This is a genomic window from Sphingosinicella terrae, assembly GCF_003347635.1.
In the GTDB taxonomy this organism is placed as follows: domain Bacteria; phylum Pseudomonadota; class Alphaproteobacteria; order Sphingomonadales; family Sphingomonadaceae; genus Allosphingosinicella; species Allosphingosinicella terrae.
In genome coordinates this window covers 1,001,766-1,015,189 of sequence record NZ_QDFY01000001.1, presented here as the reverse complement: position 1 = coordinate 1,015,189, position 13,424 = coordinate 1,001,766, and the positions used below count along the sequence as shown (strand labels likewise).

At 69.4% G+C, this 13,424-nt stretch carries 9 protein-coding genes; 3 read left to right on the top strand and 6 right to left on the bottom strand.

Going from position 1 to position 13,424, the window contains the following annotated elements:
* Window positions 1-70: 70 nt before the first annotated feature.
* Window positions 71-1,327, bottom strand: coding sequence for a hypothetical protein (locus DDE10_RS04760; protein ID WP_114951510.1), 1,257 nt, complete (start codon window positions 1,325-1,327; stop codon window positions 71-73).
* A 4-nt stretch (window positions 1,328-1,331) separates the two neighbouring features.
* Entirely contained in the window at window positions 1,332-2,015 is a 684-nt protein-coding gene (locus DDE10_RS04755) for a hypothetical protein (protein ID WP_284734442.1), read from the bottom strand.
* Between the two features lie 139 nt (window positions 2,016-2,154).
* On the opposite strand from DDE10_RS04755, the gene DDE10_RS04750 reads away from it, so the two are divergent.
* Together DDE10_RS04750 and DDE10_RS04745 are read left to right on the top strand one after the other, a co-directional pair.
* Window positions 2,155-2,913 carry a YciC family protein gene (locus tag DDE10_RS04750; RefSeq protein WP_114951509.1) on the top strand — a complete coding sequence of 253 codons (759 nt, stop codon included), beginning with the start codon at window positions 2,155-2,157 and terminating at the stop codon, window positions 2,911-2,913.
* Window positions 2,914-3,053: 140 nt separating this feature from the next.
* Window positions 3,054-6,149 carry a TonB-dependent receptor plug domain-containing protein gene (locus DDE10_RS04745; protein WP_284734441.1) on the top strand — a complete coding sequence of 1,032 codons (3,096 nt, stop codon included), beginning with the start codon at window positions 3,054-3,056 and terminating at the stop codon, window positions 6,147-6,149.
* Window positions 6,150-6,244: 95 nt separating this feature from the next.
* Here the strand turns inward: DDE10_RS04745 and DDE10_RS04740 are convergent, their stop codons facing one another.
* The 4 genes from DDE10_RS04740 to DDE10_RS04725 all read right to left on the bottom strand — a co-directional run bounded on the left by DDE10_RS04740 (window position 6,245) and on the right by DDE10_RS04725 (window position 11,852).
* Window positions 6,245-8,485: a hypothetical protein gene (locus DDE10_RS04740; protein ID WP_114951507.1), complete on the bottom strand. Its 2,241-nt coding sequence runs from the start codon at window positions 8,483-8,485 to the stop codon at window positions 6,245-6,247.
* Between the two features lie 187 nt (window positions 8,486-8,672).
* Window positions 8,673-10,130: a Gfo/Idh/MocA family protein gene (locus DDE10_RS04735; protein WP_114951506.1), complete on the bottom strand. Its 1,458-nt coding sequence runs from the start codon at window positions 10,128-10,130 to the stop codon at window positions 8,673-8,675.
* A gap of 121 nt (window positions 10,131-10,251) precedes the next feature.
* A complete protein-coding gene (gene lra1 / locus DDE10_RS04730) occupies window positions 10,252-11,016 on the bottom strand; it encodes an L-rhamnose 1-dehydrogenase Lra1 (protein ID WP_114951505.1) in 765 nt (254 codons plus the stop codon).
* Window positions 11,013-11,852 carry an IclR family transcriptional regulator gene (locus DDE10_RS04725; RefSeq protein ID WP_114951504.1) on the bottom strand — a complete coding sequence of 280 codons (840 nt, stop codon included), beginning with the start codon at window positions 11,850-11,852 and terminating at the stop codon, window positions 11,013-11,015. The genes lra1 and DDE10_RS04725 overlap by 4 nt, the downstream gene beginning before the upstream one ends.
* 381 nt (window positions 11,853-12,233) lie before the next feature.
* On the opposite strand from DDE10_RS04725, the gene rhmD reads away from it, so the two are divergent.
* Window positions 12,234-13,418, top strand: coding sequence for an L-rhamnonate dehydratase (gene rhmD, locus DDE10_RS04720; protein ID WP_114951744.1), 1,185 nt, complete (start codon window positions 12,234-12,236; stop codon window positions 13,416-13,418).
* Window positions 13,419-13,424: the final 6 nt, after the last annotated feature.

Genomic DNA, 13,424 nt, shown 5'->3' with positions numbered 1-13,424 from the left:
GGACTAGGGGCTGGGGACTGGGAAGTCAGCATCGCTCCCAGTCCCCAGTCCCCAGTCCCCAACCCGCCCCTCACTTCACCACCTCGCGCTTCCACCGCATCATTGCCCGCGCCGCCGCCATCAGCGCATGCCGGTCGCGCGCCCGCGCCAGCTCCGCGGCGAGCGCGGAAAAGCTCGGCCCGTCGCGCGGCCCCAGCCGGTCGAGATAGGCGTCGGTCTCCGCCGCCTCCCGTCCCGGCGGCGCGTGCACCGCCCTTGCCACGTCCTGGCGGACGACGTCGGCATAGGCGCCGCCGAGCCGCGCCTCCCGCCCGGCGAGGCGGATGAGGCCGGCGCTGTTCTCGACCAGCGCCGCCTTGCCGAAGGCGATCGCCCGCTCCGGCCGGCGCACCGGGCCGAAGCGGAAGGCGCCGTGGAGGCCGGCGAGCAAGGCGGCGAAGAGAAGGGCCAGGGTCATCGCCAGGAAGGGCGGCTCGAAGGCGAGGCGCAGCATCGATCGCGCCTGGGCGGCGCCGAGCCCGTTCACGGTGAGGTCGAAATCGACGAGGTCGGGCTCGTCGGTGTTGAGCCGCTCGATCATCGCGAGCGCGGCCCGGGCCGTCGCCGGATCGCGCAGGCCGTGATTGTTGACGAGGTCGGGATCGGCGACGACGTAGAGCCGGCCCTCGCCGACCCGGGCGACGAGCGCCGGGCCGCTTGGCGCCTCTGCGCCCGGCTTCTTGCCCGGGGCCGCGCCGGCCGGGCCGTTCGCGGGACCGAGCGGCACCAGCACTTCGATCCCCTGGCCTTCGATGCCCTGCGGCGCGCGCGGCACCGGGAAACGCAGGCCGGCGAGCGCACCCTGGCCCTCGACCGGCGCGTCGCTCTCCTGGGAGCGATAGGTCGCCACCGCGACGTCGGCGCCGATCACCTCCGCCATCGATCCGCCCAGGCCGGGGATGACGCCCCGTACCCAGCCGCGATGCGCCCGGTCGGGGACGGTCTGCCATTTGGGCAGGATGATCAGGGTCGGCCGGTCGCCGCGCAGGTTGAGGATGGTGCGCACGTCTTCCGCCCGGCTCTGCGGCTCGACCGCGATGACGGCGAGATGATCGGTGTCGAGATCGGCCACGTCCTCGACCAGATGGGTCTCGGTGAAGGTGCCGACCAGGTCGACCAGTCCCTTGTAGCCGACCGCCGACACCGACAAAGCATGGGCGCGGCCGTCCTGGCCGGTGCCGATCCGGCTGCCGAAGGCGAGCAGCAGCACCAGCGCCGCGAAGGCCAGGATGCCCGCGACGACCAGCCCGACGACGAGGCGCGGGTTGAACGGCTGGTGCTGGCTCATCGGCTCACCCGCGCCAGCCTTCCGCGAAGGCGAATTCCTCATAGGCGGCGCGGCAGTCGCGCCAGTCGCCCTCGGCGAGCGGCCGCCGCGCGAACAGGCCGCGCTCGACCAGCATCGCGATCCGCGCGAAGGCGCCGCGCGGCCGCTCCGGTATTGCCGGCAGCCCGGCTATGTCGCGGCTGGTCAGCGCCGGCCTCAGCAGACCCGGCCGCCGCGCCTCGACATCCTCGAGGCTGCGGAACAGGAGGAGGTGCGCGGCCTCGGAGAACAGCCCCCGCGCCGCCAGCGCGTCGGCCTCGGAGAGCAGGGCGCGCGCCGTCTTTTCCTCGATGAGCCGCTCGTCCAGAGCGGGGTCCGAGCTCGTCGAAGACCCGTATCGAAGGGCCCACAGCCACCGCGCCACCAGCCAGAGGATGAGCAGGGCCGCGGCGCCGAGCAGGATCCAGAGCAGGCCGCGCAGCACCGGATGGTCGGTCGACAGGAAATTCGCCAGCCATTGGAGCCAGCCCGGCGGCTCCACCGGCTCCGGCGGCCGGAACATCGGCAGGTCGAACTGGATCGCCTCGTCGGCGAGCAGCCGCCGGTGCGCCTCGGCGAATTCGGCATCGCCGATCGCCGGCGGCGCATCGGCCGTCGGTTCCGCCTCGGACGGCCTTGGAACCGTGACGACGGGCGGCTTCTCGAACATCGGCCCCGAATTTCCCCCAGCCCGCAACCGCCGGGCGCCCTCATCCTAGGAGGCGAGGCCGCGGCGGCGCAAGCGCTTAGCTGAGGGCATCTGGACAAGGAGGCGCCTCCTGGCGAGAACGGCCGGCGGAGGCGGGGCAATGGCGAGCGCGGCCGAGGGATGGACGTGGCTGTATCTCGGGCGGGTCTTCGGGAGCGCGGCCGATCTGCTTCGGGACAGGTTCTTCGCTTATGGGCTGGCCGCCTCGCTCCTGGTCGGGGTGCCGGTGGCTGCGTACCAGATCGTCCCGGCCCAGGAATATCGGCTTGCCGGCCTGACGCTGAACGGCTCGCCGCTCGGCGCAGCGCTGCTGCTCGCGGGCCTTCTGCTCGCTTTCTACCTGTTCGTCGCGTTGCTTCGCGACTCGCTGGCCCTTCTCGGCGACGATAGGCCGCGCTTCCGGGACGGTCTCGTCGAGGCCTGGGCGTGGATGCCCCGCGCGCTCGCCCTTCAGATCGTCACATCCTTCTTCGTCCTGGCGGGATTCGTCGTGCTGATCGTCCCGGGCATCATCGCCTATGTCATGCTCTTCCTCGCCCTTCCCGCGATGATCGGCGAGCGGCTCGGCATGCGCGCAAGCCTGCGCAGGAGCCGCGAGCTCAGCCGGGGCGCCCGCTGGCCCCTCTTCCTCCTCGCGCTGCTGCTCTTCCTCGGGCCGGAGGTCCTCCGCTGGCTGCTCGGCCGAATCCTCCTTCTCGTCCTTCCATCCTCGCCCGTGGCCGCCACCGCCGCCACGGAAGCCGTGACCGCCGCGGTCGCCTCGATGGTCGGCGCACCGCTCGTCGCCGCGGCGTTCGTCGAGCTCAGGACGGCGAAGGAAGGCCGACGCTCCGACCGACTCCAGCGGGTCTTCGAGTAAGCCTTCGCACCACCCGACACGGTTGCCCCGCCGGCTTCGGTTCGTCGCCGAACCGATTTCCCATTGACGCAATTCCTCTCATTCTATAATACTACGTACCACATTGTGGGATAACCACAAGAGAGGAGGGGGGTCGGATAATGGGTAAGCCTGCTCGAGACGAATTTCGTGCGCAGCTCATGGCGGGGACGCGCCTCGCCGTCGCCTCCGGCTTGGCGCTGGGCTGGGGAAGCGTGGCCTGGGCTCAAGTCGAGCCTGCAGCGAGCGCGGCGGTGGCCGAAGAGGAGACCAACATCCTCGTCACCGGTTCGCGCATTGCCCGCGAGGGCTTTGACGCGTCGACGCCGGTGGCGGTGCTCGATTCCGAGGACATCACCCTCTCGGGCACGGTCAATGTCGAGAACCTGCTCAGCGAGTCCCCGCAATTCGTCGCTTCGACCAATGGCGGGGCCAGCGCCAACACCGTCCCGGGCGGCACCGCCGACGTGAACCTGCGCGGCTTCGGGCCCAACCGCAATCTCGTCCTGGTCAATGGCCGCCGCTTCGCCATTTACGGGCCGGAGCAGGTCACCGATCTCAACACCATTCCCGCGGCGCTGATCGAGCGGACCGAAATCGTCACCGGCGGCTCGTCGGCCGTCTACGGCTCGGACGCGATCACCGGCGTCGTCAACTTCATCATGCGCAGCGACTTCGAAGGTGTGGAGGGCCGCGCCCAGCTCAATATCGACAGCTCGACCTGGACTCCGGTCTACAGCTTCGACGTGACCGTCGGCGGCAATTTCGCCGACGGCCGCGGCAACACCGTCGTCTCCGCCAACTATCTGAAGCGCGGCGGCATCACCCGCGGCGAGCGCGGCGAATGGGCGTTCGATTCCTTTGCCGACGGCTGCATCGTTCCCGGCAGCGGCGGCCGTTCGCGCACCGGCACCCCGTTCCCGGTCCCCGGCGGCCAGACCTGCACCGGCGCCGGCGGCGAGCTGGGATTCATCAACAGCGGCAGCGGCGACATTCCCAACGGCCGCTTCTCGGGCATCCCGGTCCCCGGCTCGGCCCAGTCCAATCCGGCGCTCGACGCGGCTTATGCCGCGGCCGGCCTCGGCGGGTTCGGTGCGTTCGGCTTCACCTTCGACGATGCCGGCACCACCGCGCGGCCGGCGATTGATCCCGACGACCGCTTCAATCTCGGCCCCGACAATTATCTGATCGTCCCGCAGGAAAGGTGGATGATCAACAGCTTCAGCCATTATGATTTCACCGACTGGCTGACCGGCTATCTCGAGCTCCATTATAGCAACAACGTCGTCAGCGCCCGGCTCGCGCCGAGCAATGTCGGCGTCAACACGCTGTTCGACGTCGACAATCCCTATCTCGACCCGGCGCTGCAGGAGGTGCTTCGCCAGCTCGACCTGCGCGAGACCGCGGTCACCACGGTCAGCGCCGGCTCCGCCACCTACACCAACGCGCCGGCCGACGGCCGTGCCGTCCTCACCGCCGGTCGCCGCTATTCGGAGGTCGGGCCGCGCGAGGCGGACGCCCGCCGCAACGTCTATCGCGGCGCGATCGGATTCCGCGGCGACATCGGCGACGCCTCCGCCGGCTTCCTCACCGACCTCTCCTACGACATCTATTACAGCTATGCCCGGACCGAGGAGACGACGCTCCTGCGCAACGCCATCTCGCGCAGCCGGCTGCAGGCCTCGCTCCTGCGTCAGGGTGGCGCGGCGCCGGTCTGCAACATCTTCGGCCAGAATATCGACGAGAGCTGCGCCTCGGCGATCGGAATCAGCGCGACCAACTCGACCCAGGCCGAGCTCCAGGTCGCCGCCGCCAACCTCGCCGGCAATCTGTTCAGTCTCCCCGCCGGTCCCGTCGGCTTCTCCTTCGGCGTCGAATGGCGTCGGTCGGAGGCGCGCTACACGCCGGATTCCTTCCTGTCCTCGGGCGACGTCGCCGGCTTCAATCCCGGCCTGCCGACCTCCGGCAGCGTCACCGCCAAGGAGATTTACGGCGAGGTGCGGGTGCCGCTGCTGCGCGACACTGCCTTCTTCCACAGCCTCACCCTCAACGGCGCCTTCCGCTATTCCGACTACAGCCTGGACGGCGTCGGCGGAGTCTGGACCTATCTCGGCGGCGCCGAATGGCAGCCGACGCCCGACTTCACCCTGCGCGGCCAGTATCAGCGGGCGATCCGCGCGCCCAACGTCGCCGAGCTCTATGGCGGCTCGAGGCGCAGCGTCGAGCCGGCCACCGATCCCTGCTCGAGCCGTCAGCCGGCGGCGCAGCAGACGGAGGCGGTACGCCAGATCTGCATCGCCAACGGGGTCCCGGCCGGCCTGGTCTTCACTGCCGGCGTCCAGCCCAACAACATCATCCCGGCCGATTTCGGCGGCAATCCCGACGTCGGCGAGGAGACGTCGGACACCTGGACCGTGGGCGTGGTCTTCCAGCCCCGCTTTCTGCCGCGCCTCAGGATGAGCATCGACTATTTCGACATCACCCTCGAAGGCGCCATCTCGCAGCTGGGCGGCGGCCTCAACAACACGCTCAACCTCTGTTTCAACGTCATCCAGGACAATGCGAGCGAGTTCTGCCAGGCGATCAACCGCGATCCGATCACCGGCGCGATCAACGATCCCTTCGTCGCCCAGATCCGGAACGCCAATACCGGCTCGCTGAAGACGAGCGGCGTCGACGTCGCGCTTCGCTACCGCTTCGACCTCGGCTTCGGCCTCCTCGGCGAGACCAGCACGCTCGATTTGTCGACCGACTGGACCTGGACCGACGAGTTCACGATCACGCCGGTCGCGGCGCTGCCGCAGATCAAGAATTTCTGCATCGGCTCGTTCGGCACGACCTGCGGCGAGCCGATCCCGGAATGGCGCGGCGTCACCCGGCTCACCTGGAACACGGGCGCCTTGTCGTTGAGCGTGCGCCATCGCTTCATCGACAGCGTCACCAACGATCGTTTCCTGCTGCCCCGCCGGGCCGACGCGGCCAATGCGCCGAGCCTCGACTCGCTGGTCTATCCGGTGCTGCCGGCGCAGCATTATCTCGACCTCTCCTTCAGCTTCGACCTGATCGAGGACCGTCTCAACCTGTTCGGCGGCGCCAACAACCTGCTCGACAACGATCCGCCGATCGTCGGCAGCCCGCAGATCCGGTCCAATACCTATCCGGCCACCTACGACGTGCTCGGCACCGAGTTCTTCATCGGCGCCATCGTCCGGTTCTAGGCGGATGCCATAGCCTCTCCCCTGAGGCATTCCTGCGGGGAGGCGTCGCCAGGCGCCTCCCCGTTTTTCCTCCCGCTCCCGGAAGGAAAGGCGCTTCAAGGCAGCGGCCGGATGCCCTCGACCCGCACCCGCCAGCCTTCGCGCGGGAATCCGGGCGCCTCGCCCTGCGAGCCGTCCCAGCCCGCCGCCATCATGCCGACCGCGAGCAGGAGCGATCCGTTGGACGGGAAATAGGTTTCCGCGGCGCGCCTATAGCCGGGCCCGTCGGGTCCGGCCGGCCGCGTGCCCGGTGCGAACAGGTCGGCGGCATGGGCCTCGAGATGTATTCGCGGCGTCATTCCGCTCGTTCCCCAGCGATTGTTGGGCAGGTCGCGGAAGAGCCAATCGACCGCGCCCTCCGGCTCGCCGAGCCGCGCCGCGGTCATCGCGACGATGGGGAAGTCCCAGCCCCAGGTCTGCCTGAGGTCCCAATGCGCCTCCGTCGCGCGCAAGGTTCGGCGCATCGTCTCGGAATCGATGCGTCCGCCGGCGATCCAGCCATAGGCCATCAGGAAGGAGGGATGGTCGCGGTTGAGGCAAGGCGGCTCGATCGCATTCTGGCTGCACGCCGGCGAAGCGGCGGCGCGCCAGAAATCCGGCGCGCTCTCGACCGGCAGGTAGAGGCCGTCCCGCTGCGCCGGCGGCGCCAGCGCGGCGATCGCCGCGTCCCAGTCGGCGCGGCGCGGCTGGCCCAGCCGCTCGCGCCAGGCCTGGGCGGTCGCCAGCCCCCAGCGGAAATATTCCGTCTCGAAAGCGGGATTGACCGTGGTCAGCGGCGGGTGGTTCTCCTGGACCGGGATGATCGGCGGCCCGAGCACCAGCCGGACGCCGTCGCGTCGGGGCCAGCTCGCCAGCAACGCCGCGGTCGCCTCGACCAGTTCCGCGTAGCGCTCGAGCGTCGCCCGGTCGCGCCGCGTCCGCCAGACCAGTTCCGCCATGTAGATCGGGTGGGGCTGCTGCCACATGATGAAGGGGTTGATCGTGCTCGGGCTGTTGCGCCCTTCCGGCCCCGACATCTTGGTCCACCACGCGCCCTCGACGCCGTGGCGCTGCGCTACGGCGCGCGCCCGATCGAGCGTCTCCAGATACCAAGCGAGGCTGCGCTCGAGCCGCTCGGGCCGCCCCCAGGCGGCGAAATGGGCGGCGTGCAGCGGATGGACCTCGAGGTGGAACTTGCCGTTCCAGCTGTTCGAGAACAGACCCTCCTCCTGCGGCGGAAGGCTCCCCGACCCGTTCACCGCCGAGAGATATTGCGACAGCACGACCCGCCGCTCGAGCTCGGCGGCGCGGGCATCGGTGCTGCCGGAAAAGTCGATCGCGCCGCCGCTCGTCCAGTAGGACCGCCAATGGTCCGCCGCCGCCGCCGCCGCCGGCTCGAACGCGACCGCCGGGGCAGGCGCCGCGCCGTTCCGCTCGAATCCGATCATCAGGACGAGCGTGTCTCCCCCGGCCGGGCGTATCCGGAAGGCGTGCGCACCGGCCGCCGCGATCGTCGCGCCGGGCGCCGCGATCGTCGAATGGAAGCTCGTAGCGTCCAGTTGCCGCCGCAGCCGTATTCGTCCGGGCTCGCCGGCGACGATCTCGGTTCGATGGGCCTCGTCCACGCTCCAGTCCGACGGATCCGGATTGAGCGTCCGCGACACGCCGGGATAGACGATGTCGACGCCGATCCGCCCCGCCGCCACGAGCGGCGATCGGATCCGCACCAGGATCAGGTCCTGCTGGGGATGGACCCGCGTCTCCACCGTGACCGGCACGCCGTCGAAGCGGAAGGCGCTGTGCAGCGTGCCTGTCCACAGGTCGAGCCGCTGGCGGGTATGGGTGAGCTGCTCGACCCGCGCCGGCCGGCCGGCGCGGTCGGTCATCGCAAGCCCGATGCGCGCCAGCGAGAAACGGTGCGGATTCTCGCGCAGCCAGGCGAGGGCCGGCCGCGCCTCGATCTCCGACCAGTCGCGGATCCACGGATAAGGCTGCTCGCCGCGGCCGGGCACCGGCACCATCGCCAGCCCATCCGCTTCCGTGAAGCCGCCGGGATTGGGAAAGCTGTGCCACGCCCACTGCGCCATGGTGAGCAGGGGCGCGAGCGGGGAATAGGCCTCCGGGAAGGTCTGCAGGCCGGTCATGTCGGCGGTGAAGCCGATCTCGCCATTGCCGACCATCAGCGGCGCATGCGCATCGATCGCGGTGAGGACCGGGCTGTGCCGGGAGACGAGGGCGTGGCGGTCGATCGGCTGCGCGAAAGCGGGGGCGGGGAGGAGGGCTGCGCCGAGGAGCAACGTCGTGAGCAACGAACGCATGCGTCCATCGATGAGCCTCGGCCGCCTCACCCTCGCCACTGCAAAGCCCTCGCCTTGATGGGGAGGGTTGGGTGGGGTGGCGGTTCCGCCCGCGCGGCGCCCTTCATTGGCGCCACCCCACCCCCTACCCCTCCCCATCGAGGGGAGGGGTAGGGGTGGGAAGACGGACAAGGAGAGGCGCGGAAGTTCAAACCTGGTCCGTCCGCAGCGGCATCGGGATCCGGTCCTGCCGCGTCGGCATCGCCGGATAATCGGGCCGCTCGAGCCCGGTCACCAGATCGGCGATCCGCACCGGCTGGCCGGTCCGGAAGCACTGGTTCGCCGCCACCCCGACCAGGATCGAGGCGGCGCCGGCGCGCTCGTCGGCGGCGCGCAGCAGCGGATCGGCCGGCGCATCGGGATCGAACAGGTCGGCGAGCATCACCGCGTCGCCGCCGCCATGGGCGCCCTCGCCCATGCGGGGTTCGATCTCGCGCGCCGCACCGCGCAGCGGGATGATGCGGGTGTGGACGATCTCCCGGTCCTGCTCGCGGCTCGCCCCGGCGACCAGGGCCGGCTCGACCGCGCCATGCTCGAGCCGCCCCTTGGTGCCGTTGAACGCGATTCGATAGCCCTCCCAGGCGTTGAAGGCATTGAGGCTGTAGGAAAGGGTGGCACCGCCTTGATAGCCGACGACGACGTTCATCGTGTCCTCGATGTCGATCGACTCGCGCCACACGCACTGGTCGCGATGATAGCCGTCATAGCGCTCGTTCTCGAGATAGAGCGCGCGCAGCGCCGCATCCTCCTCGAGGTCGAAGAAGAAGCTGCACGCCGCTTTCTCCGGACAGGTGCGGCAGCGCTGGTGCGGACCCGACAGGCCCATCCGCCGCGCCATCGCAGGAATATAATATTCCTTTTTACCCGTGGCGATGACGCTTTCCGGCACGTCCGACAGCCACCAGTTGACGAGGTCGAAATGATGGGTCGCCTTGTGCACCATGAGGCCGCCGGAGATGCTCTTGTCGCTATGCCAGCGGCGGAAATAGTCGGCGCCGTGGACGGTGTTGAGCAGCCACTGGAAATCGACCGACAGCACGTCGCCGATCTCGCCCGCCATCAGCAATTCCTTCACCTGGGTGCGGAACGGCGAGTAGCGATAGTTGAATGTGACCCTGATGTGCCGGCCGGAGCGCCGCACCGCGTCGAGGATGCGCTGCGCCTTGCCCGCCTCGGTCGTCATCGGCTTCTCGGTGATGACGTCGAGCCCGGCGTCGAGCGCGCGCACGACATAATCGTCATGCACATTGTCGGGCGGGCAGACGATGAGTGCGTCCGGACGCCGATCGCGCAGCATCGTGTCGAACTCGGCGGCGAGATAGGGCCGGGGGGAGGGTGCCCCCGCCTCGGCCGCGCGCCTTTGCGCCAGCGCCAGGCGCCCGGGATTGGTGTCGCAGATCGCGACCAGCTCCGCCTCACCCCGGTGCGGACCCCAGATTGCGGTCTCGAACATGCGCGAGCGGCTACCGCAGCCGACCAGCGCGTATCGCCTGCGCCGCGTGGCGCGGGCCTGCGCCGCCACCCGCGGCGCCGCCAGTGCCGCTGCGCCGGCGCCCAGCCCCGTCATCACCGCGCGCCGCCCGAATGTCGGTGAATCGCCGTCCATCAGCTTCCTCCCTCGCCCGATCTTCGCCGGTGGAGACAAGCCTAGCAACAATACCGATATGTGCAACTGTCAATCAGGATGTGGAACCTTCTCGTGCCTCCCGTTCCCGGGAGAGCGCACTTCATTGCAAGTTCACGAACGCCCCGCCGTCGACGAGAAGGGCCGCGCCGGTCACGTAGCGTGCCAGATCCGAGGCGAGGAAGACGATCGGCCCCGCCACGTCCTCGGGCTCTCCCAGCCGCCCCAGCGGCACCCGGCCGGCCATGACCGCGCGCTTCGCCGGATCGGCGAGATCGTCGCGGTTGATGTCGGTCTCGATCGTGCCGGGCAGCACCGAATTGCACCTTATGCCATGGCGGCCGAGGGCGATCGCGGCCGACTGCATCAGCGAATGAACCCCCGCTTTGGTCGGCGTGTAGTGGGTCTGATATTCGCCGCCGACCAAGGCGGAGATGGACGAGACGGCAACGATCGCGCCGCCTTGCCCCTGCTCGACCATCTGCCGCGCCGCCGCCTGCACCATGAAATAGGCGCCGTGGAGATTGACCCGCATCGTCCGCTCCAGCGTCTCGGCGGGCATGTCGAGGAAGGCGTGGAAAGGGCAGATGCCGGCATTGCTGACGAAAACGTCGATCCGGCCGAGCCCCTCGACCGCCGCGCCGATGAAGGCCCGGGCCGTTCGCGCCTCGGCGACGTCGCCCTCGAGGACGGCCGCGCGCCGGCCGAGCGCCTCGATCTCGGCGACGCAGCTTTCCGCCCGCTCGGAATCGCCGAGATGGAGGAGGGCGACGTCGGCCCCGTGCCGGGCAGCGGCGATCGCCGTCGCCCGGCCGATCCCGGTCGAGCCGCCGGTGATCGCCAGGATCTTGCCCTCCAGCAGCCTCACGATCGGCGGGTCCGGGCGCGCGGCGTCGGCGCCGTCTCGGACCAGCCGAGGTCGCGGCCGATCGCCTCGGCGGTCTCGCGCACGTCGCCGGTGAGCGCCTGCATGCGATCGTCGGCCATATATTGGGCGGCGCTGGAGACGCTGATCGCCGCGACGATCCGCCCGGAGGCATCGCGCACCGGCGCGGCGACGCAGCGGATCAAATCCTCATTCTCCTCGAGGTCGAAGCTGCGCTCCGCCTCGACATAGCCCTTCATCCGCTCGAGCCAGGCCGCATAATCCGCCTTGGGCGATCCGCTCGCCTGGTCGCGCTCGAACAATTGGCGCCAGCGCGCCTCGGCCTCGTCGAGCAGCAGCGCCTTGCCGAGCCCGGTCGAGGTCAAGGGCTGGCGCTCGCCGACCCGGCTGCTGATCTCGACCCGGCGCCGCCCGGGGATCTTGTCGAGATAGAGCGCGAGGTCGCCTTCGATCACGCCGAGATGGACCGTGTCCTCGGTCTGCGCCGCCAGCGCCTCGAGGTGCGGCCGCGCCACCTGGACGACGTCGGTGCGCTGCTGGGCGAGGAAGCCCAGAGCGAGCAGCTTCGGCCCGAACTGATAGCCGATCCGCGGCATGAAGGTGACGTAGCGCCGCTCGATCAGCGCATTGGCGAGCCGGTGGGTGGTCGACCGGTTGAGCCCGAGCTTGGCGGCGAGATCGGCCAGGGTGATCGGCCCGTCCATCACCGCATCGATGATGTCGAGCCCGCGCATCAGCGTCTGGCTCCCGGCGGGACCTTTCGCTTCCGCTTTTTCCGCGACGCTCGCCATATCCGTATTTGACCTGGTTTGTTTCATCTCGTAATACTCATGTCCATAATATGGAATTCAGCGGCCGGCAATCGCCGCTCGGAGGGGGAGCATGAATCGCTGCGCACCGGCGTATCAAATAGCGGTACGCCCCGGCTATGGCGGATTGCGGGGCGTTCCTGTCCGCGGGCGTCGTGCCGGTGCCGGCCGCCACAATGGGTTCACGCAAAGACGCAAAGACGCAAAGAGCCTCGCGTCATCCCAGCATAAGCCGGGATCTCATTTGCCTTCTGGAGAAGAAAAGGGAGATCCTGGCTTCCGCCAGGATGACGGATGGAGGGCCGCGGCACCCCTTCGCGCCTTCGCGGCTTCGCGTGGGATAACTTCCGGATTTCCCGCCTCCGCCGCCACTCCCGGACACGCGCCCTTATGACCCTGCCGAAGATCACTCACGTCCGCGCTTACACCGTCCGCGGCGGCGGGGCGGACTATCACGACCAGTCCGGCGACCACTGGATCGACGATCATATCGCGACGCCGATGAGCGACTGGCCCGAATATCGCCGCTCGCGCCGCAGCTTCGGAATCGACGTGCTCGGCACCCTCATCGTCGAGCTGGAGGCGGAGGACGGCACGATCGGCTTCGCCGTCACCACCGGCGGCGAGCCCGCCGCTTTTGTCGTCGAGAAGCATTTCGCCCGCTTCATCGAGGGCCGCTCGCCCGACGACCGCGAGGAGATGTGGGAGCAGATGTACCGCGCCTCGCTCTTCTACGGGCGCAAGGGGCTGGTCGTGAACGCGCTTTCCGGGGTGGATCTTGCGCTGTGGGACCTGGCCGGGCGCCTCCGCGGCGAACCGGTCCACCACATGCTCGGCGGCGCGGTACGCGACGAGATCGCCTTCTACGCCACCGGCTCCCGGCCGGACCTGGCGAAGGCGATGGGCTTCGTCGGCGGCAAGATCCCGCTCCATCACGGGCCGGCGGAAGGGGAGGAGGGCCTGGCGAGCAACCTCGCCGATCTGGCCGCGATGCGCGATCGGGTCGGCCCCGATTTCCCGCTCATGCTCGATTGCTGGATGGCGCTCGATCTGGACTATGCCGTCCGTCTCGCGACCGGGGCGCACGCGCTCGGCCTGCACTGGATCGAGGAGGCGCTGCCCCCCGACGACTATTGGGGCTATGCCGAGCTGAAGCGGCGCGTTCCCGAAGGCCTGCTCGTCACCACCGGCGAGCATGAGGCGACCCGCTGGGGGTTCAGGATGCTGGTCGAGATGGATTGCTGCGACATTGTCCAGCCCGACGTCGGCTGGTGCGGCGGCCTCAGCGAACTGGTCCGCATCGCCGACCATGCCGAGGGCCATGGCAAGGCGGTCGTTCCGCACGGCTCCTCCGTCTATTCCTATCATTTCATCGTCACCCGGCAGGCGAGCCCCTTCGCCGAATATCTGATGATGGCGCCGGCCGCCGATCGGGTGGTGCCGATGTTCGCGCCGCAGCTGCTCGGCGAGCCGGTGCCTGAACAGGGGCGCCTGCGCCTCTCCGCGCTCGACCGGCCCGGCTTCGGCGTCGAGCTGAACCGCGACCTTCCCCTCCATCGACCCTATTCGCACTGAGGAACA